This window comes from Anaerozeibacter quisquiliarum (assembly GCF_051162045.1).
In the GTDB taxonomy this organism is placed as follows: domain Bacteria; phylum Bacillota; class Clostridia; order Christensenellales; family Aristaeellaceae; genus Anaerozeibacter; species Anaerozeibacter quisquiliarum.
In genome coordinates this window covers 22,313-41,502 of sequence record NZ_JBISDI010000014.1, presented here as the reverse complement: position 1 = coordinate 41,502, position 19,190 = coordinate 22,313, and the positions used below count along the sequence as shown (strand labels likewise).

The following is a 19,190-nucleotide window of genomic DNA, read 5'->3' as shown; positions in this document are numbered from 1 at the left end:
TGGGGCTGCACAGTGGCGCAGCCCCACAAATCACAGGTGAATTTCTGACGGCTAGTTCATGTGGATGGCCACGTTCTCGGCCCACAGCTCGGGCAGTTCGGACACGGTCGCATCCCAGGCCGCCCAGTCCTTGATGATGTAGACGTTTGAGTACTGCGCATCGTCGAGGATCGAGGCCTTGGCGGTGTCGGAGAAGTTGACGTCGGTGCGGATCGGGCGGGCATGGCCCAGCGCCAGGAACTCCTGGCCGACGTCGCTCAGCATGACCTCGCGCACCAGCATGGCGGCGTAGGGATTGTTGGCGTACTTATTGATGACGCTGGCGTAGCCGGAGGTCACGGTGCCGTCGGAGGGCACGGTGACGCCGAAGCGGCCGTCTTCCTTGCCGGAGTTCCTATAGATGGTCTCGGCATAGCCCAGCGCGTTGAAGTCCCACACCACGGCCACGCCGACTTCGCCCTTCTCGAGGTTCTCGACGTAGGGGTTGCTGGTAATCAGGCGGCCCTGCTTGGCCAGCTCCGCGAAGAACGCCATCGCGGGCTCGAGGTTGGTTTCGTCTCCGCCCAGCGAGTAGGCGCAGGCCAGTACGCCGGTGTAGGCCTGGGAGGCCTTCTCGATGTCGCCGATCCACACCGGATAATCGCCCTTAAGCAGATCCTGCCAGCTGGTGGGGGCTTCCTTGACGTTCTCAAGGTCGGTGATGAAGGCGGTCGAGCAGGTGTAGGCTTCGATCCATTTGCCGTCGGCATCCTTGGCGTAGTCCGGGATCGAATCCCAGTGGCTGGTCTTGAACGGCAGCAGCAGATCCTGCTCCAGCGCGACGCCGGTCATCGACAGGCCGATGTCGCCGATATCGGCGTCGGCCTTGCCCTGCAACGCGAAGCGGGCCAGCTCCTCGGCGGAGGACATGTCGGTGTCGCTGGTCTCAATGCCCAGGCTGCGCATATGCGCCCACAGATCCTTCCAGTTGGCCCATTCGTCGGGCATACCCACGGAGAACACCTTGCCCTCCTGCTTGGCGGCGGCCAGCAACTCGTCGTAGCTCATGGTTGCGGCCTTGCCCGCGGCCTCCTCGGCGGCGGTGGCAAACGCGGCGGAGGCGGACAACATCATCAGGGCGGCGAGCAGCAGCGCGAATACTTTCTTCATTAAGTGACACGATCCTTTCTGCGTTTTCTCGACCGTTTGCGACGGTCTTGCATAGGTTGATTATACCAAATTGCCAACCGTTGTCAAGACGGCGGCGAAACATTCTTAAAATATCGAGAGCATGCGTTTGACAAATCCCCCGGTGCGGTGATACAATACACGGGCAGATGGACCAGGCGCTGGAATGGAGATGAGGCGATGGAGCGGGAACTGCTCAGCGTCGGCATCGATATCGGCACATCCACCACCCAATGCGTATTTTCGAGCATGCGCCTCGCCAATGCCGCGCCCGCGTTCGCGTTGCCGCGCGTAGAGCTTTCGGACAAGCGTGTGCTCTTCCGTGCTCCGGTTCGGCTGACGCCGCTTCAGGGAAGCGACGCCATCGACGCCGAAGGCGTTGCCGCGCTGATTGCCGAGGACTACCGGGCCGCGGGGATCAGCCCCCAGTCGATCGACGTGGGCGCGGTAATCATCACCGGCGAGACCGCGCACAAGCTGGGCGCGCGCGCGGTGACCGAGGCGCTGTCCGGATTCGCGGGCGACTTCGTGGTCGCGACCGCCGGGCCCGACCTCGAGGCCGTGCTGGCGGGCAAGGGCTCGGGCGCGGCGGCGATATCAGAGGAGCGCCGCTCTCGCGTGCTCAATCTGGACGTGGGCGGCGGCACCAGCAACATCTGCCTGTTCGACGCGGGCGAACCCCTCGCCATGGGCTCGATGAACATCGGCGGGCGGCTGATCCGGCGCGATCCGCACAGCGGCGCGGTGCGCGGGGTATCGGAGCGGCTGCTCCCGCTCGTGCGCGAGCTGGGGCTGACCGTCCGGGTGGGCGAGCGGTTGGACGATAACGACGCGCGCCGGATCGCCGAGCGGATGGCACAGGTGCTCGAGGAGGCCGTGGGGCTTAGGCCGCGTACGCCGTTGCACGACCGGATGGTGACGGAGCACGCGATGGCGGACGATTTGCGGCCCGATATCATCACCTTTTCGGGCGGCGTGGCCGACTGCGTGTACAACGGCTGCGCGCCGAGCGCGATGTTCGACGACATCGGGCCGCTGCTCGGCGAGGCGTTGGCGCACTCGCGGTTCTTCAGCGCCGCGCGCGTGCTCCGGCCGCGCGAGACGCTTCACGCCACCGCGATCGGCGCGGGCAGCTACAGCATGAACGTCAGCGGGAGCACCATTTCCTACGAACGCGCGGCGTTCCCGATTGTGGGGTTGCCGGTCGCGCGGGTGCCGCTGTCGGAGCGCGCGCACATCGAGGGCCTCGCCCAGGCGACCCGGCAGGCGCGCCGCGCGGTGGGCGACCCCTGCGCGATCGGGTTCGAGGGGCTGGCGCAGCCGGGCTTTGACGACATCGAGCGGACGGCGGACGCGCTTGCGCAGGCGCTCGCGGACGCGGACTGCCCGGTGATCGTGATGGCGCGCGACATGGCCAAGGCGCTGGGACAGGCGCTCGCGCGCCGGCGCGGCGGCGAGAGGCCGCTGGTATGCCTCGACGGCGTGTCGCTGTCCTACGGCGACGCGATCGATATCGGCGAGCCGATGCTGGACGGGCGGGTGCTGCCCGTGGTCGTGAAAACACTGGTCTTTTGAAATACGAATGGCGGGGAGGAACGCGCTTGAAGCTGTCGGTCAGGCTGTCGGGCACGCACTACGCGTTTTCATCGGTCAGGGAGGTCATGGGCAAGGCCAACCACGCAAAGTCAGGCGACCGCCTGGCCGGCGTGGCCGCCGAGAACCTGGCCGAGCGGGTCGCGGCGCGCGTGGTGCTCGCCCACCTCACGGTCGGCGACGTGGCGGAGCATCCCGCCGTGCCCTACGAGCAGGACGAAGTGACCCGGATCATCTGGGACGACCTCAACCGTCCGATTTACGAGGGCCTCAAGAACCTGACGCTCGCCGAGCTGCGCGAGCTGATCCTTTCATCCGACGGCGACGCGCTCAAGCGCATCGGTCGGGGGCTGCCGAGCGAGGCGATCGCCGCGGTCACCAAGCTGATGGGCAACCTCGACCTGATCTACGCCGCGTCCAAGATGGTGGTGACCGCCAGCTGCGTTACCACGATCGGCATGCCGGGCACGCTGAGCGCGCGGCTGCAGCCCAACCACCCCACCGACGATGTGACCGGCATCACTTCGTCGGTGCTCGAGGGCCTTTCCTACGGCTCGGGCGACGCGGTGATCGGACTCAACCCGGTCGACGCCAGCCTTTCCTCGGTCGTCGCCATACTGGGCCGCTTCGAGGAAATCAAGCAAAAATACCAAATACCCACGCAGAACTGCGTGCTCGCGCACGTCACCACGCAGATGGAGGCGGTGCACAAGGGCGCGCCCTGCGACCTGATCTTCCAGAGCATCGCGGGCAGCGAGAAGGGCAACCGCGCCTTCGGCATCGACGCGCAGATGCTCGAGGAGGCGCGCTCGCTTGCGCTGACGCGCGGCACCGCGCACGGGCCGAACGTCATGTACTTTGAGACCGGGCAGGGCAGCGAGCTGTCGAGCGACGCCCATTACGGCAACGATCAGCTGGTCATGGAGGCGCGCTGCTATGGGCTCGCGCGCAGGTTCGCGCCGTTTCTCGTCAACACGGTGGTGGGCTTCATCGGCCCGGAATACCTGTACGACAGCCGCGAGGTGGTGCGCGCGGGGCTCGAAGACCACTTCATGGGCAAGCTGCACGGCCTGTCGATGGGCTGCGACTGCTGCTACACCAACCACATGAAGGCCGACCAGAACGACATGGACAACCTCTCGTCGCTGCTGACCGCCGCCGGCTGCAATTACATCATCGGGGTGCCGCACGCCGACGACGTGATGCTCAACTACCAGTCGACCAGCTACCATGACGTCGCCGCGCTGCGCGAGATCCACCAAAAGCAGCCGATCGCGGCGTTCGCGCGGTGGCTTGAGCGCTGGGGCATCTGGGTAAACGGCCGGCCCGGCCCGAACTTCGGCGACGCGTCGGTGTTTCTATGAAGGAGGTGGCGGCATGATCGGCGAAGCGCAAATCAGCGCCGTCGTGGAGCTCGTGCTCCGGCGGCTGGCCGAGCAACGTGCGGAGCAGAGGACGGCCGAAGCCGCGCCGCGCGCGGACGCGGCCGAGGCGATCGCCGACATCGCGGCGGTCGATCTGCGCGAGCAGTACCTGGTCGACCGGCCGCACGACCGCGAGGCGTTCATGGCGCTCAAGCGCGCGACCCCCGCGCGCGTGGGGATCGGACAGGCCGGAGCACGCCACCGGACGCAGACCATGCTCCGCTTCCAGGCCGACCACGCCGCGGCGCAGGACGCGGTGTTCGGCGACGTGGACGACGCGCTGTTGGGTCAACTGGGCCTGCCCAGGTTCCGCACATTGTGCGAAAGCCGCGACGAATTCCTGACCCGGCCCGACAAGGGCCGCGCGTTCGCGCCCGAGACGCTCGACCGGATCGCCGCGCATGTGGGAGGCGGCGCGCAGGTGTTGCTGTACCTCGCCGACGGGCTGTCGCTGACCGCGGTCAAGGCCGCCGCCGCCGACATCCTGCCGGTCATCCGCCGGGGACTCGAGGGATACGGCATCTCCGTCGCGCCGCCGTTCTTTGTCGAGTACGGCCGGGTGGGCACGATGGACGCGCTCGCCGAGCGGTTAAACCCCGAAATTGCCTGCGTGCTGCTCGGCGAACGGCCGGGCCTGGTCACCGCCGAGAGCATGAGCGCCTACATGGCCTACCGCCCCACCCCCGGCATGCCCGAAAGCCGCCGCACCGTGCTCGCCAACATTCACCGCGGCGCGACCCCCGTCGTCGAAGCCGGCGCGCACATCGTGGACTTGATCCGGCTGATGCTTACGAAAAAGGTGAGCGGCGTGGAGTTGCAGCTGTGAAGGGCGACCTGCTCCGCGCCAAGTTGCTCTCGGCGCGCATCATCCCGCGCGCCGACGAGGCGCTGCGCGCTCAGCTCGGCCTCCAAGAGGGCGAACGCTCGCTGGCGCTCATCACCTGCGACAGCGACGACGTGGGCTATACGGCGCTCGACGAGGCGACCAAGGCGGCGTGCGTGCGCGTGTGCTACGCGCAGTCGATGTACGCGGGCGCGGCCAACATGAACACCGCGCTGGCCGGCGAGTTCTTGGGCATATTGGCCGGGCCGACGCCGGCCGAGGCCAGGAGCGCTCTTCAGGCGGCGCGCGCCTGCATCGAGCAAGGCCCGGCGTTCGTGAGCGCCAACGACGGGGATACGGTGGTCTATTACGCGCATACGATCGCGCGTACGGGCAGCTATTTGAGCGCGTTGTGCGGCCTGAGCGAGGGCGCGCCGCTGGCCTACCTGATCGCGCCGCCGCTCGAGTCGATCGTCGGGCTCGACGCGGCGCTCAAGGCCGCAGGTGTGCGCATGGCGCAGTTTTACGGGCCGCCCTCGCCGACCAACTTCGGCGGGGCGCTGCTGACCGGACCTATGGCCGACTGCCTGGCCGCCTGCCGCGCGTTTGCGGAGGCGGTGGAGCGGGTGGCCGCGAGACCGATTGAGGAGGCGTGACGATGGCGGACGCGCTGGGCATGATCGAGACCATCGGGCTGGTGGGGGCGCTCGAGGCCGCCGACGCCGGGCTTAAGGCCGCGGACGTTCAGCTGCTGGGCACCGACTACGTGCGCGGCGGCTGGGTGTGCATCCGGTTCGCGGGCGAGGTGGCGGCGGTGAAGGTCGCCGTGGAGGCGGGCGCGCTGGCCGCCGGCAAGGTGGGTCAGCTGTTTACCAGCCATGTGATCGCGCGCGCGGCGGACGAAGTGGTGCGCATGGCCTGCGGCGCGCAGGGACCCGGCGGCTGCGTGAGCTGCGGCGGCTGCGAGGGCGCGCGGCGGAGCATCCGCGGGCAGGCGCTGGAGCATGCCCCGCCGAATGCGGGGGAAGCGCCATCGGCCATCGACCGGCATACGCCGATCGCGCAGCTCGAGCGGTGGAAGGTGGTAACGCTCAGACAGGCGGCGCGCCGGCTCGAGGGCTTCCCGATGACGCCCAACGAGATACGATACGCGGGCAAGCGCGCGCTGATTGAAACAATCCATGCGTGGCAGATAGGGGAGGACGAATAAATGGAACTCGACCGCGACCTTCGGTCGATACAGCAGGCGCGCGACTTGGTGCGCGAGGCGCGCGAGGCGCAGGCCGCGTTCGCGGCGTTCACCCAGCATAAGGTGGACGAGGTGGTGCGCGCCATGGCCGAGGCCGCCGAGGCGGCGGCCGAGCCGCTGGCGCGCATGGCGGCGGAGGAGACCGGCTTCGGCGTCATCGCCGACAAGGTGGCCAAGAACCGCTTCGCCAGCCGCGCGGTGTACGATTCGATGAAAGACAAGAAGACCATCGGCATCGTCGGCGGCGACCCGGCACAGGGGCTGATCCTGTGCGCGGTGCCGATGGGCGTGGTGTGCGGCATCGTGCCCAGCACCAACCCCACCTCGACCACCATCTTCAAGGCGCTGATCTCGGTCAAGGCGGGCAACGCGCTGGTAATCTCGCCGCACCCGTCGGCGCTTCGTTCAATCGGCGAGGCGGTGCGCGTGCTCGGCGAAGCCGCGCGGTCGGCCGGCGCGCCCAAGGGGCTGCTCGGCCTGATGACCGTGCCCACGCTCGGCGGCACGAACGAGCTGATGAAGCTGTCCGACCTGATCCTCGCGACCGGTGGCAGCGCGATGGTCAAGGCGGCCTACTCGTCGGGCACCCCGGCGCTGGGCGTTGGCGCGGGCAATGTGCCCGCCTTCATCGAGCGCACCGCCGACATCCCGATGGCCGTTCGCCGCATCATGGACAGCAAGACGTTTGACAACGGCACCATCTGCGCGAGCGAGCAGTCGATCGTGACCGAGCGGCCGATCAAGGACGAGGTGATCGCCGAGTTCAAGCGCCAGGGCGGCCACTTCGTGAGCGGCGAGGACCAAGCGAAGCTTGAGCGCATCATCCTGCGCGCGGGCAGCGACACGGTCAACCCGCGCATCGTGGGGCGCGCAGCCGTCGAGATCGCCGAGATGGCGGGCGTGCGCGTGCCGGCGGACACCCGCGTGATCCTGTGCGAGCAGGACGCCGTGGGCGCGCAGCACCCGTTTTCGATCGAGAAGCTGTCGCCGCTCCTGGCGTTCTACGTCGAGGACGACTGGCAGAACGCGTGCAAGCGCTGCCTCGAGCTTCTGCGCTTCGCGGGCGTCGGCCATTCGCTGGCGATACACACCGGAAGCGACCGGCTGGTGCGTACCTTCCTGCAGACGAAGCCGGTATCGCGGCTGCTCGTCAACACCCCGGCCGCGCAGGGCGCGATCGGGTTGACCACGCAGCTCGTCCCGTCGCTGACGCTGGGTTGCGGCGCGGTGGGCGGCTCGGCCACCAGCGACAATGTGACGGTCGAGCACCTGTACCAGCTGCGGCGCGCCGCCTACGGCACGGCGGAGGCGGGGGCGCATGCCCCACAAAAGGCGACCGAGGCGGACATCGAGGCCATCGTTGCGGCCGTGCTGCGCGAACTGCGCGGCTGAGGATATAAAGGCAACACCATATTTTTTAGGAGGAACGGAATATGAATCGCGAGCAGATTGCGCTGGGCATGGTGGAGACCCGTGGTCTCGTGGGTTCGATCGAGGCGGCGGACGCGATGGTCAAGGCGGCCAATGTGTCGCTGATCGGCAAGGTGCATGTGGGCGGCGGCCTGGTGACCGTGATGGTGCGCGGCGACGTGGGCGCGGTCAAGGCCGCGACCGACGCGGGCGCGGCGGCGGCGCAGCGCGTGGGCGAGCTCACGTCGGTGCACGTGATCCCGCGGCCGCACGAGGAGCTGGAGGCCATCCTGCCGAAGCTGGGCGAGTAACGCATATCCGTCCGTATGAGCATGCTCTACATCACCGAAGCCGACCTCCGGGCGCAGTTTGCCGGCGGCGCGCCCGAATCCTATGCGCCGCCGCCGGGCGCGCGGCTGACGCCCGCGGCGCGGCAGTATTTGCAGGACCTCAAACTGTTCTGTTACGCCGAGCCCGACCGTACGGAAGCGCCCCCGGAACCCGCGCGGAGCACGGGCCCGAAACCGGAGCAGCATACGCACCTCAACGCTCATGCGCTGGTGCGCAAGGACGACGCGCGCATCGCGCTGCGCGGCCAGATCGATCTGCTTGAGGCTGAGATATTGGTCACGCAGACCGCCTGCGCGCGGCTGAACCGGCCGGAATTCATACGGCCGCTGCAGGACGCGCTTGAGCTTGCGCGCCGGGTACTGGGCTGCGAGGTGACCGGTGCTCCGTTGGGCGCTTGGACGCTGAACGGCATGAACTCGGCCCAGGTGCGCGCCGCCTCGCACGACCCGCGGCGCTACACCGGCGGCGGCCATGTGCTGCCCGATGCCGCGCAGGGCGAACTGCCCGCGCTGCTCAATCGGCTGCGCGCGTGTGTGCGCCGCGTGGAGGTGCAGGCGGTGGCCACCTTCGGCGGCAAGTCGGATACGCCTGAGCGGTGCGACCGGCTCGACCTGATCGAGGCGCTCAACCGGCTGTCCAGTTATTTCTATGTGCTGCAATTGCAGGCGATTTACGGGGAGGGAACTTAGGATGGATCGGGCGCTGATTGAGCAGACGGTGCGCGCGGTGCTCTCGCGGATGAGCGAGACGCGGGACGATGCTTCGGCTTCGCCGCCGATTGTGGTCGAGGCCTCGGCGCGGCATGTGCATCTGTCCGAGCGAGACTGCACGGCGCTGTTCGGACAGGCGCAGCCCACCGAGGTGCGCGCGATATCCCAGCCCGGCCAGTACCTGTCAAAGGAGCGCGTGCGGCTGGTCGGGCCGCGCGGCGTACTCGACAACGTGGCGGTGCTCGGCCCGGCGCGCTCGGCAACCCAGGTGGAGATATCGATGACCGACGCGCGCGCGCTGGGGGTGGACGCGCCGGTGCGGCTATCGGGTGATCTCGCGGGCGCGGCTCATGTGTTCATCCAGGCGGGCGAAGCGATGATCGAGGCGCAGGCCGCCATCGTGGCCGAGCGGCACTTGCACCTGCCGACCGCCGAGGCGCGCGCGTTGGGTCTCGGCGACCGGGAGATCGTGCGCGTACGGGTGCATGGCGCGCGGCCGCTGGTGCTCGAGGGCGTGGTGGTGCGCGCAACCGATCCGGCGGCGGCACGGCTGCACATCGACACCGACGAGGCCAATGCGGCGGGCGTGGGGCGCGACACCCTGTGCACGATCGAGCGCGGCGCGGGGGCGGCGATTGCGCCGGCCGCACCGGTGCAGATGCCTGAAAAGGCCGCGCCGGCTGTACAGGCGGCCTCGATTGAAGGCAAGCTGATTGCGGAGCACGACGCGCTGGCGCTGGTTCGCGAGGGCGCGAAGAAACTGGTGCTCCGGCCGGGCCAGCTGGTCACGCCGCTGGCGCGCGACGCGCTGCGCGCGGGCGGGGTCGAGCTGACCGATAAGGAGAATAAGGCATGAATGACGCGCTGACATTGCTCAAGCGAGGCGGCGTCGTGGGCGGCGGCGGGGCCGGCTTTCCCACCTGGAAGAAGCTGGAGGGGCAAGTTCCGCGGCTGCTGGTCAACGCGGCCGAGTGCGAGCCGCTGCTGAAAAGCGACCAATACCTGATGCTCACGCAGGCCGACGAGCTGATTCGCGGCGCGAGGCTGCTGCAGGGGATTTGCGGCGCGAACGAGCTTCTCATTGCGCTCAAGGCGCACTATGTGCCTCAAATTGCGGCGCTCGAGGCGGCGATCGCCCGAGCGGGCACGCCGGTCGCGCTCGTCAAGATGCCCACGGTGTACCCGGCGGGCGACGAGCAGGAAGTGGTGTATGCCGCGACCGGCGAAGCGATCCGGCCGCTTTCGCTGCCCAGTTCCGTCGGCTGCGTCGTGGTCAGCGTGTCCACCGCGATCAATGCGGCGCGCGCGCTGGACGGCATTCCGGTCACGCGGCGGCTGGTCACGGTGGCCGGCGAGGTCGCGCGTCCCGGGCTGTACGACGTGCCGGTGGGCATGAGCGTGGCCGCGGTGGTGCGCTCGGCGGGCGGGGCGACCGTGCCGGGCGCGCGGCTGATGCTCGGCGGGCCCATGATGGGCGCGCCGGTTAAGCCGGACGCCGACCCGGTGGTTGCCAAGACCTGCGGCGGCATCCTCGTGCTGGCGCCGGAGCACACGCTGATCCGGCGTGCCGAGCAGCCGCTCCATCAGATGAAGAACCGCGCCAAGGCGGCCTGCATCCAGTGCCGGATGTGTACCGACATGTGCCCGCGCTACCTGCTGGGTCAGCCGCTTGCGCCGCACCGCGTGATGCGCGCGTTCGCGATGGGGCAGCTGGAGCCGGCGGCGCTGCTCTGCGTCGAGTGCGGCATCTGCGAGTGGTACGCCTGCCCGATGGGTCTGTCGCCCAGGCGCGTGCAGGCGCAGATGAAGCCGCAGCTGCGCGAGCAGGGGGCGGCGCCCGATCGGGGCAGTTACCCGGCGCAGCGCGCGATGCACGCCTACCGCCAGGTGCCGAGCGCCCGGCTGATGGCACGGCTCGACGTTCGGCGCTACGACATGCCGGTGCCGGAGCACGTTACCGTGCTCTCGGCGGATGAGGTACGTGTGCCGCTCAAGCAGCACATCGGCGCGCCGTGCGTACCTTGCGTAGGCGTGGGCGACCGGGTGGAGGCGGGCCAGGCGGTCGGCCGGATGGCGGACGGCGCGCTGGGTGCGGACGTACACGCCCCAATCGGCGGCGTGGTGGTGGCGGTGGGCGCGGAGGTCGCGATCCGGGGGAGGGATAAAGCATGATTTCGCTGGGCCTTCTGGAACTGAACAGCATCGCGCAGGGGGTCGCGGCGGGCGACGCCATGCTCAAGGCGGCGGACGTTCAGCTGGTCCGCGCCGGGACGGTCTGCCCGGGCAAGTACACCGCGATCATCACTGGCGAGGTGGCGGCGGTCGCGGCCGCGATGGATGCCGGCCGGGTCCGCGCGGGCGAGGCACTCGTGGACGAGCTGGTCATCGCCAGCCTCGACCCGCAGGTGAAGGGCGCGCTGTCGGGCTGCGTGCCCGTGCCCGAGGCGGCGGCGCTGGGCGTGATGGAGTTCTTCTCAATCGCGGGCGCGGTGGTCGCGGCCGACCGCGCGGCCAAGGCGGCCGACGTGCGGCTGATCGAGGTGCGGCTGGGGCTGGGTATCGGCGGCAAGAGCTTTGTGTCGCTGACCGGCGAGGTGGCGGCGGTCGAGGCGGCGGTCGACGCCGGCATTTCGCCCTCCGCCGAGAAGGGCCTGCTCGTCGGCAGCTGCGTGATCCCCTCGCCGCGCGGGGAAATCTTCAATTCGATGTTATAGGAGAGAGGTACCAATGAAGCAGTTGATCTACGCCCACAGGGGCGCGTCGGGGTACGCGCCGGAGAACACGCTGGAGGCATTCGAACTGGCGGTGCGCCAAGGGGCCGACGGTATCGAGCTGGACGTGCATATGACGCGCGACGGCGAGTTGGTGGTGGCCCACGACGAGACGATCGACCGGGTGGCCGACGGCTCGGGCCTGATCTCCGAGATGACGCTCGCCGAGCTCAAGCGCTATAGCTTTGGCAAGGCCTGGCCGCTGTACAAGGACGCGCGCATCCCCACGCTGCGGGAGGTCTATGAATTGATCGCCCCGACCGCGCTCGCGGTCAACTGCGAGCTCAAGAACAGCTACATCGACTATCCGGGCCTCGAGAAAGCGGCGATCGACTTGGCCGCGCGGATGGGCCTTTCGGATCGGCTGATGTACTCGAGCTTCAACCACCACAGCCTTGTGCGCATCAAGCGGATGGACAAGAGCATCCGCTGCGGCATGCTGTACGAGGCCACGCTGATCGAGCCCTGGCAATACGCCGCGCGCCACGGCATGGACGCGCTGCACCCGCACTTCAGCGAGCTGCTGGTCGAGGGCGAGGCCGACCGGGCGCACGCGCTGGGGCTCGAGGTCAACGTGTGGACGCCGAACACCGAGCCGTTCATCCGGTTCGCGCTCGAGCGCGGCGCCGACACCGTCATCACCAACCACCCCGACCTGGCGCGCCGGGTGCTAAACGCCATGTAATTTGAAAAAACAACCAATGATTGATTGCTTTTTCGGCAAACCTGTGGTATAAGATAGTAGCGGCTTTCGCGACGAGCGGATGCCGGCATATGTTATGAGAGAGGAGGATGGCACATGTTGATGAATCGAATCTGCGGACTGAACTTGGCGTCCGGGGATAACTATGTCCTCAAGCTGGCTGCGTCTGCATTCGCGACCGCAGCGAATGTCTGTGGGACTGTCTGCGCATGCGCCATGCCTCTGCCTTTGAGACGCCTTTAGCGTTGATTCGCTACGGCCATCATAGCGGTGGGGCATCGGCCCCGCCGCTTTTTTCATCCTTTTTGAGAGGAATGATGGCCGTGTCTGCTTCGATTGGACAAAGAATACGCATACTGCGCACGCGGTGCGCGCTGTCGCAACGCGAGCTCGCCGAGAGGATGGGCGTGTCGCCGCAGGCGGTCTCGAAGTGGGAGACCGACCGGGCCTGTCCGGACATCGGCTTTCTGTGGTCGCTGTGCCGCCTGCTGCGCGTCACCACGGATACATTGCTGGCCCCGGAGTTTTCCGGAAAGGAGGGGGTGTAAATGACTGCCATTCAATCGTTTTTCAGGCGGATGCTCGCCGCCATGCGCGCGCGCCGCGCCACGAGGGCGACGGACTACTATAACGCGTACGAGCGGCGGCAAGTCGCCATGAGCCGGGAGCAAAACCTGACCACGGCCGCCATATACTTCAAGTGGAGTACGTTGCAGTAATGAGGAAAAACGGGATGCCGGGGTCGTATGCCCCCGGCATCGGGCGGTTCTGCGCACAGGCACCGCCCCGGCGCTTTGCGCTGCCCCGCCACAGAGGGGAATTGGCCCGTCGGCTTGCCCCTTTCTATTTTCCCTCTGTGCAGGTTTGCCCCGCAGGGAGTCCGCTACTCGTCTTGCCCTTTTTGCGCCTTCTCCCCATAGCGCTTCTTCACGCACTCATGGAGCAGGTATTCGATCTGGCCGTTGACCGAGCGGAACTCGTCCTCGGCCCAGGCGGCCAGCTTTTCGTAGAGCTCGGACGAGAGGCGCAGCGGCACTTGCTTTTTTCTGTCCGTTGGCGGTCTGGCGGCCGCAGCAGCCGCGCAATCCCGCGGATCTTTTTCCGCCCGGCTGCGTCGCTCGTCGCTTGACGCAGCGCTGCTACGTCTGCGCTCCGGCTCCTTGCCGGACGAAAGAACCTCTCGCAATCTTCCGCACCTCCTGTGGTCGTCAGACCATGGTTAATACAGCGATCCGCTGTTGACGACCGGCTGGGCTTCCTTGCTGCCGCACAGCACCACCAGCAGGTTTGATACCATGGCCGCCTTACGCTCGTCGTCGAGCGTCACGATCTCGTTTTCGCAGAGCTTCTGAAGCGCCATGTCCACCATGCCCACCGCACCCTCCACGATCAGCTTGCGCGCGTCGATGATGGCGCTGGCCTGCTGGCGCTGGAGCATGGCCGCGGCGATCTCGGGCGCGTAGGCCAGGTGGGTGATGCGGGTTTCCATGATCTCGAGCCCGGCGTCCATGACCTTCGATTGCAGCTCATCCTTGAGCTTGAGCGCCACCGCCTGGCTGGAACCGCGAAGCGACAGCTCGTCGGCGTCCTCGTCGTCGGACCAGATGTCGTAGGGGTACAGCCGCACGATGTTACGCAGCGAGCTGTCGGCCTGGATCGACAGGAACGAGAGGTAGTTGTCCACGTTGAACACCGCCTTGGCCGGGTTGACCACCCGCCAGATGACCACCACGCCGATCTCGATCGGGTTGCCCAGCTTGTCGTTGATCTTTTGCTTGTTGTTGTCGAGCGTCATCACCTTGAGCGATACCGCCCTGCCCGTGGCGGTGTCGGTGGGATCGGAGCTGTCGGTGCGACCGGTCGGCTTTTTCTGCTGCTCGACCCTGGCCGCGGCGGTCGCCGCCGCCAGCGAAGGCTTGGTGGGGTTGACGGCCGAGACAAACGGGTTCACGAAGTAGAAGCCCGGCCCGTACAGTGTGCCGTAGTACCGGCCGAACAGCGTGAGCACCAGCGCTTCGTTGGGCTTGAGAATCTTCAGCCCCGCGAACAGGAACGGACAGACCATAAAGCCCATCAGCACCGACGCGATAATCAGCAGCACGGCCGGGGCCGCGCCCGTGCCGGCGCTCTCGGCCTGCGCGGCCATGACAATGCCCAGGATAAACAGGGCGATGAAGACCAAGATGGCCGCGGTGTTGAGGGCGAGCACCGGCAAGCCGTTCCTGGCCTTGAGCACCTTCTGCTCGGAGAAGAGCTGCGCGTTGTCCATAAGGCACCTCCGAATATCGATTTGATATCAAAATGATATCAGAATGCCGCGGAAAAGTCAAGCGCCTAATTTTCGCGTGCTCTTCGCCGATATACGAGGTATAGAGTAAGCGGATATGTACCGCTAAGGATCGAGGGCATGACTATGAAGGTACATCTGGGCGATGCCTGGCGAGGCAGTTTCGCGCCTTTCAACATTGCCGGCGTTGATCCGGGCGTCGAGCTTGAGAAGGTAGGCGGCGTGTCCGCGCGCCCGAAAAAGGCCGAGGACGGCGATCGGGTCATAATTTCCTCGCAGGCGAGGTTAGGGGGGCTGCTGGATGGCATGACCAAGCAGAAGCAGCGCATTGCCGACCATAAACGTGCGCTGGTCAGCTGGACGCTCGAAAAAGGCGGCACACTGGATTCCATTCGGATCGAATTGGAAAATTACGACCAAATGGTCAGGGACATCGACGCGCAGATGGCCGATATACTGGCGCAAGGGATCAGGGAGCAGGCCGAAAAGCCGCAGCCAGAGCGTGACGACGAAAAGCCCAAGACCCTGGAAGAGGCGCAAAGCGAACGCCTCGCGGACATCACCACTACGTCCGCCGATTTGCAGCAGGCCGGGACACTCCATGCCCTGAAAAAGGACGCGGAAGGCAAGCTCCGTGTGCTCGCGTCGGAAGCCGCGCTCGATCGGGGACGCGGCGCGTCGGCGGCGGATGCGGCGACGCGGCTCAATGACGCCGAGCAGAAGGTCGAGGACCTGGCCGCCCAGTTGGCGGATAAGCTGGGCGATATAAACGAACGGCTTGAGCCCGGCGACCCCCGACACGCAAAGTCGGTGGACGGGCGGCGCGGGTTGGCGCTTCCGGCGGACGAGGCGGCCGATTCGGACAAAGCGTTGCAGGGATTGAACGAGGCGCATCCGAAGTTGAACGTCATGGCCGGCGGCGTCAACCCCGGCATGCGCTCGGATCGCTATCCCGAGAAGCTCGACGTGATGATCGCGCCGAACGTCTTAAAGAAGATGGCCATGGACCCCGCCGCCGCCGAGCGATACGAAAGGATGCTCTCCGACGCGCCCAAGTATGTGAAGTGGGCAGACGCGATGACCCGGGCCATCACCGGCAATGAGGTGAAGTACCGGCAGGTTTGGATCGACGAAAAGGGCAACATGGGCGCTTTCAATGCGTTCGGCCCGAGCAACCGGCGGCTGCGAACCGACGAGGCGATACGCAAGAAGGACGACGAAGCCTTTCAGGAGAAGATGGAGAAGGCGTGGGAGGAGCGCTTGGAATTTGAAAAGTGGATCCAAGACGAGGACGGCAAATTCTCCGTGGAGAAGATGGGCGAAATGGACATCAACCGGTTGCTGAACCTCACATTGCTGTGAGGGGTGTGGGCAACGACGAGGGGTGCGGGTGATTTTTGTCGACTATAGTCGATAGATCACCCGCACCCCTTGATTGTCCGGTATGGCCGAGCTCGGTTACGCCCCGAACACCGCCCGGGCCCGCCTCATGCGCTCGGCGATCGATACCTCGAACGGGCAGTTGGGCTCGCAGCGGCGGCACTCGATGCAGTCGCCGGCCTTGCGCGTAAGCGACAGATAGTGCTCGCGCACGCTGGCGGGCACCCGCTCGGATTGCTCAGCCAGATCGAGGAAGCGGTTGACGGCCGCGATGTCGATGTGCTTGGGGCAGGGCAGGCAGTGGTTGCAGTACATGCACTTGCCGCGCATCGAGAACTTGGGCGCGGCCTTAAGCGCCGCCGCGTAGTCGCGCTCGGCGTCCGATGCCGTCTCGTAGGCGACCGCCTCGGCGATCTCCTCGGGCGTCTTCGCGCCCAGCAGCACGCTGGCCACGGCCGGCCGCGTGAGCGCATAATGGATCAGCTGCGCGACGCTCATGGCTACGCCGAACGGCGAGCTCTCGGCCTTGAGCAGCGCGCCCGCCGCCAGCGTCTTCATCGATGTGATGCCCACGCCGCGCGTCTCGCACGCGCGGTACAGCGCCTCGCGGTCGGGGTCGAGCGAGAAGGCCTCCTGCCTTGAGTAGGTATCGGCCATGAACAGGTGGTCGAGGTCGGTGTCCGCCGGCGCGACGTCGTAGGCCGGATTGATCGAGAACATCAAGACATCCACCTCGCCCGACTCCACGATCCGGCGCGCGATCAGCGGATCGTGGGAACTGACGCCCACCGCGCGCGCCGCGCCCGAGTGCTTGAGCGCCTGCGCGTAGTCGAACAGCCCGCGCTCGCGCGACAGGCGCAGGTCCTCCTCGGTGTCGACGTAGTGCACCATCGCCACGTCCATATAGTCGGTATTCAATCGCTCAAGCAGGTCCTCATAAAACGCGTGGCACTGATCGATGTCGCGTGTGCGCGCGTATTGCCCGCCGATCCAGCCCGAGCCGATCTGCCCTTGGATGATTATGTCGCCCCTGCGCCCCTTGAGCGCGCGGCCCAAATCGCTTCGCACCTCGGGGTTGGACATAAAGATGTCGAGCACGTTGATGCCGGCGTCGAGCGCCGCGTGCACCGTGGCCTCGACCTGCGCGTAGGGCTTGCCCTCCAGATGCTCGCCGCCGAGCCCGACTTCGCTGACCGACAGGCCGCTGCGGCCCAGATTGCGGTATCGCATGGTTGCGTCCTCCTGCATTGGATTATTTACCAGGATTCTACCACAACCGGTTGGGGCAAGTGGCGGCGCGCAGCTCAGAGCGTGGTTCGTCTCTTTACTGGCAACAGCCGACATGATATAATGAAGGATACAATGGCAAACAGGAAATTGCAGGGTGGCCGCGTGCTGACATGGCAGGGGCTCAACGATGTATTTGCCAGATGGGTTGAAATCCTCAGGTTGAAAAACGATGGGGGATATTCGGCTCGAGCTATACGACGGGCTTAAGGGCCTTGGGTAGATATGATAAGGGGGCGTACGCCGATGACAGAACCCAGGCCCGGCATATACACGCATTTCAAGGGCGGGCGCTACGAGCTGCTCTATATCGCGCAGCACTCGGAGACGCGCGAAAAGGTGGCGGTCTACCGCGCGCTGTACGGCGAGGGCGGCGTGTGGGTGCGGCCGCTTGCGATGTGGGGCGAGACGGTCGTGCGGGACGGTGTGCGCTACCGGCGGTTCGCGCCCGAGGGCGAGGGCAACCGGATCGAGCCCGAAGCGCATGACGCGCCTGATATGGAAGCCGCGCTCGCAAAGCTGCGGGAGGTGTTCGGCTACGACGCGTTCCGCGAGGGGCAGGGGCCTCTCATCGAGGCGATGCTTGCCGGGCGCGACGCGCTGGGCGTGATGCCGACCGGGGCGGGCAAGTCGATCTGCTACCAGCTGCCGGCGCTGATGATGCCGGGCACGGCGCTGATCGTGTCGCCGCTGATCTCGCTGATGCAGGACCAGGTGGCGGCGCTGCTGGAGGCCGGGGTCAGCGCGGCCTACCTCAACAGCGCGCTGACAGCGCGCCAGTTCGAGCTGGCGCTGGATCGCGCGGCCGAGGGCCGGTACAAGGTGCTGTACGTCGCGCCTGAGCGGCTGCAAACCCCGCGCTTCCTGGCGGCGGCGCGGGCGATGGACATTTCGCTGATCGCGGTCGACGAGGCGCACTGCCTGTCTCAGTGGGGGCATGACTTTAGGCCCAGCTACTTGGGCATCCCGGACTTCATCGATCAACTGGGCGCGCGCCCGCCGGTGTGCGCGCTGACCGCCACCGCCACCGCGCGCGTGCGCGAGGACATTCTGCGGCTGCTCAGGCTGCGCGACCCGTTCGCGCTGACAACCGGGTTCAACCGGCCCAACCTGCGCTTCGAGGTGCATCAGCCCAAGCGCAGGGACCGCGCGCTGGCCTCGCTGATCGAGCGCTACGCGGGTAAGAGCGGCATCATCTACTGCGCCACGCGTAAGAACGTGGAAAAGGTGCACGAGCGGCTGGTGGCGATGGGCGTGCCGGCGGTGCGCTACCACGCGGGGCTCGGCGACGACGAGCGCAAGCAGGCCCAGGACGATTTCTCCCGCGACCGCGCGCGGGTGATCGTGGCGACCAACGCGTTCGGCATGGGCATCGACAAGTCGAACGTTTCGTTCGTGATCCACTACAACATGCCCGCGGACATCGAGCACTACTATCAGGAGGCCGGGCGGGCCGGGCGCGACGGCGAGAGCGCCGACTGCGTGCTGCTGTTCTCGCGCGCGGACATCGTGACGCAGCGGCTGCTGATCGACCAGTCGCGCGAGCTCGCCGGTGCGGGCAACGCCGAGGCCGCGGCCGCGCGCTCGGCGGCGCTCGGGCGATTGAACCGGATGGTGGACTATTGCGAGGGCCGGCGCTGTCTGCGCGCGGTCATCCTGGAATATTTCGGGGAAAAGGCGGCATGCGGCAACTGCTCGGTGTGCGCGCCGGGCGAAGCGCTGCAAGAAGCGCCCGCCAAGCGGGCGCGGGCCGGTTCACCCGCGCCGGGCGCGCGGACGGTCGGGGCGGATGACGATCCGATGTTTGAGCAGCTGCGCGCGCTCAGGCTGCGGCTCTCTTCCGTGCGCGGCGTGCCGCCCTACGTGGTCTTCCCCGATTCGACGCTGCGCGCGATGATTCAGCTGCGCCCGCGCACACCCGATGAAATGCTCGCCGTGCCCGGCGTAGGGCAGGCGAAGCTGGCGGCGTACGGGGAGGCGTTTTTGCGGGAGATCAACGGCCCCGCGTGAACGGTGAGGATTCTTAAGCGCGCAT

General features: G+C 67.0%; 20 protein-coding genes. 16 read left to right on the top strand and 4 right to left on the bottom strand.

Annotated features, from left to right (window positions below; genetic code table 11):
* Nucleotides 1-51 precede the first annotated feature (51 nt).
* Nucleotides 52-1,149, bottom strand: coding sequence for an ABC transporter substrate-binding protein (locus ACH6CV_RS08050; protein ID WP_456357664.1), 1,098 nt, complete (start codon nucleotides 1,147-1,149; stop codon nucleotides 52-54).
* Nucleotides 1,150-1,347: 198 nt separating this feature from the next.
* Here ACH6CV_RS08050 and ACH6CV_RS08045 point away from each other — a divergent pair, with 198 nt between their 5' ends.
* The 14 genes from ACH6CV_RS08045 (at nucleotide 1,348) to ACH6CV_RS07980 (ending at nucleotide 12,920) form a co-directional block, all read left to right on the top strand.
* Nucleotides 1,348-2,742, top strand: a complete 1,395-nt coding sequence (locus ACH6CV_RS08045) for an ethanolamine ammonia-lyase reactivating factor EutA (protein ID WP_456357663.1) — start codon at nucleotides 1,348-1,350, stop codon at nucleotides 2,740-2,742.
* Nucleotides 2,743-2,768: 26 nt separating this feature from the next.
* The gene (locus tag ACH6CV_RS08040; RefSeq protein WP_456357662.1) at nucleotides 2,769-4,124 is read left to right on the top strand and encodes an ethanolamine ammonia-lyase subunit EutB; all 1,356 of its coding nucleotides are present in this window, start codon (nucleotides 2,769-2,771) and stop codon (nucleotides 4,122-4,124) included.
* 13 nt (nucleotides 4,125-4,137) lie between these two features.
* Entirely contained in the window at nucleotides 4,138-5,010 is an 873-nt protein-coding gene (gene eutC, locus ACH6CV_RS08035) for an ethanolamine ammonia-lyase subunit EutC (RefSeq protein WP_456357661.1), read from the top strand.
* Entirely contained in the window at nucleotides 5,007-5,663 is a 657-nt protein-coding gene (gene eutL, locus ACH6CV_RS08030) for an ethanolamine utilization microcompartment protein EutL (protein WP_456357660.1), read from the top strand. Before eutC ends, eutL begins: the two co-directional genes overlap by 4 nt.
* 2 nt (nucleotides 5,664-5,665) lie before the next feature.
* Nucleotides 5,666-6,217 carry a BMC domain-containing protein gene (locus ACH6CV_RS08025; protein ID WP_456357659.1) on the top strand — a complete coding sequence of 184 codons (552 nt, stop codon included), beginning with the start codon at nucleotides 5,666-5,668 and terminating at the stop codon, nucleotides 6,215-6,217.
* On the top strand, nucleotides 6,218-7,648 hold the full coding sequence (locus tag ACH6CV_RS08020) for an acetaldehyde dehydrogenase (acetylating) (protein WP_456357658.1): 1,431 nt from the start codon (nucleotides 6,218-6,220) through the stop codon (nucleotides 7,646-7,648).
* A 41-nt stretch (nucleotides 7,649-7,689) separates the two neighbouring features.
* Entirely contained in the window at nucleotides 7,690-7,977 is a 288-nt protein-coding gene (locus ACH6CV_RS08015) for a BMC domain-containing protein (protein WP_456357657.1), read from the top strand.
* A 15-nt stretch (nucleotides 7,978-7,992) separates the two neighbouring features.
* Nucleotides 7,993-8,706, top strand: coding sequence for a hypothetical protein (locus tag ACH6CV_RS08010; protein ID WP_456357656.1), 714 nt, complete (start codon nucleotides 7,993-7,995; stop codon nucleotides 8,704-8,706).
* A gap of 1 nt (nucleotide 8,707) precedes the next feature.
* Nucleotides 8,708-9,583, top strand: coding sequence for a phosphate propanoyltransferase (pduL, locus tag ACH6CV_RS08005; protein ID WP_456357655.1), 876 nt, complete (start codon nucleotides 8,708-8,710; stop codon nucleotides 9,581-9,583).
* Nucleotides 9,580-10,899 carry a 4Fe-4S dicluster domain-containing protein gene (locus ACH6CV_RS08000; protein ID WP_456357654.1) on the top strand — a complete coding sequence of 440 codons (1,320 nt, stop codon included), beginning with the start codon at nucleotides 9,580-9,582 and terminating at the stop codon, nucleotides 10,897-10,899. Before pduL ends, ACH6CV_RS08000 begins: the two co-directional genes overlap by 4 nt.
* On the top strand, nucleotides 10,896-11,441 hold the full coding sequence (locus tag ACH6CV_RS07995) for a BMC domain-containing protein (protein ID WP_456357653.1): 546 nt from the start codon (nucleotides 10,896-10,898) through the stop codon (nucleotides 11,439-11,441). The genes ACH6CV_RS08000 and ACH6CV_RS07995 overlap by 4 nt, the downstream gene beginning before the upstream one ends.
* Before the next feature lie 13 nt (nucleotides 11,442-11,454).
* Nucleotides 11,455-12,183, top strand: a complete 729-nt coding sequence (locus tag ACH6CV_RS07990) for a glycerophosphodiester phosphodiesterase (RefSeq protein ID WP_456357652.1) — start codon at nucleotides 11,455-11,457, stop codon at nucleotides 12,181-12,183.
* Nucleotides 12,184-12,524: 341 nt separating this feature from the next.
* On the top strand, nucleotides 12,525-12,749 hold the full coding sequence (locus ACH6CV_RS07985; protein WP_456357651.1) for a helix-turn-helix domain-containing protein: 225 nt from the start codon (nucleotides 12,525-12,527) through the stop codon (nucleotides 12,747-12,749).
* Nucleotides 12,750-12,920, top strand: a complete 171-nt coding sequence (locus ACH6CV_RS07980) for a hypothetical protein (protein ID WP_456357650.1) — start codon at nucleotides 12,750-12,752, stop codon at nucleotides 12,918-12,920. It abuts the gene before it with no gap.
* A gap of 164 nt (nucleotides 12,921-13,084) precedes the next feature.
* On the opposite strand, the gene ACH6CV_RS07975 is transcribed toward ACH6CV_RS07980, so the two are convergent.
* Both ACH6CV_RS07975 and ACH6CV_RS07970 read right to left on the bottom strand, forming a co-directional pair.
* Nucleotides 13,085-13,237 (bottom strand): ribbon-helix-helix domain-containing protein, encoded by a 153-nt coding sequence (locus ACH6CV_RS07975; protein WP_456357716.1) that lies wholly within the window; start codon nucleotides 13,235-13,237, stop codon nucleotides 13,085-13,087.
* A 183-nt stretch (nucleotides 13,238-13,420) separates the two neighbouring features.
* Nucleotides 13,421-14,470: an SPFH domain-containing protein gene (locus tag ACH6CV_RS07970; protein WP_456357649.1), complete on the bottom strand. Its 1,050-nt coding sequence runs from the start codon at nucleotides 14,468-14,470 to the stop codon at nucleotides 13,421-13,423.
* A 144-nt stretch (nucleotides 14,471-14,614) separates the two neighbouring features.
* On the opposite strand from ACH6CV_RS07970, the gene ACH6CV_RS07965 reads away from it, so the two are divergent.
* A complete protein-coding gene (locus ACH6CV_RS07965; protein WP_456357648.1) occupies nucleotides 14,615-15,850 on the top strand; it encodes a DUF6033 family protein in 1,236 nt (411 codons plus the stop codon).
* Between the two features lie 96 nt (nucleotides 15,851-15,946).
* On the opposite strand, the gene ACH6CV_RS07960 is transcribed toward ACH6CV_RS07965, so the two are convergent.
* Nucleotides 15,947-17,098, bottom strand: coding sequence for an aldo/keto reductase (locus ACH6CV_RS07960; RefSeq protein WP_456357647.1), 1,152 nt, complete (start codon nucleotides 17,096-17,098; stop codon nucleotides 15,947-15,949).
* 303 nt (nucleotides 17,099-17,401) lie between these two features.
* Between ACH6CV_RS07960 and ACH6CV_RS07955 the strand changes: the two genes are divergently transcribed.
* Nucleotides 17,402-19,165: a RecQ family ATP-dependent DNA helicase gene (locus ACH6CV_RS07955; RefSeq protein WP_456357646.1), complete on the top strand. Its 1,764-nt coding sequence runs from the start codon at nucleotides 17,402-17,404 to the stop codon at nucleotides 19,163-19,165.
* The last annotated feature ends 25 nt before the right edge of the window (nucleotides 19,166-19,190 follow it).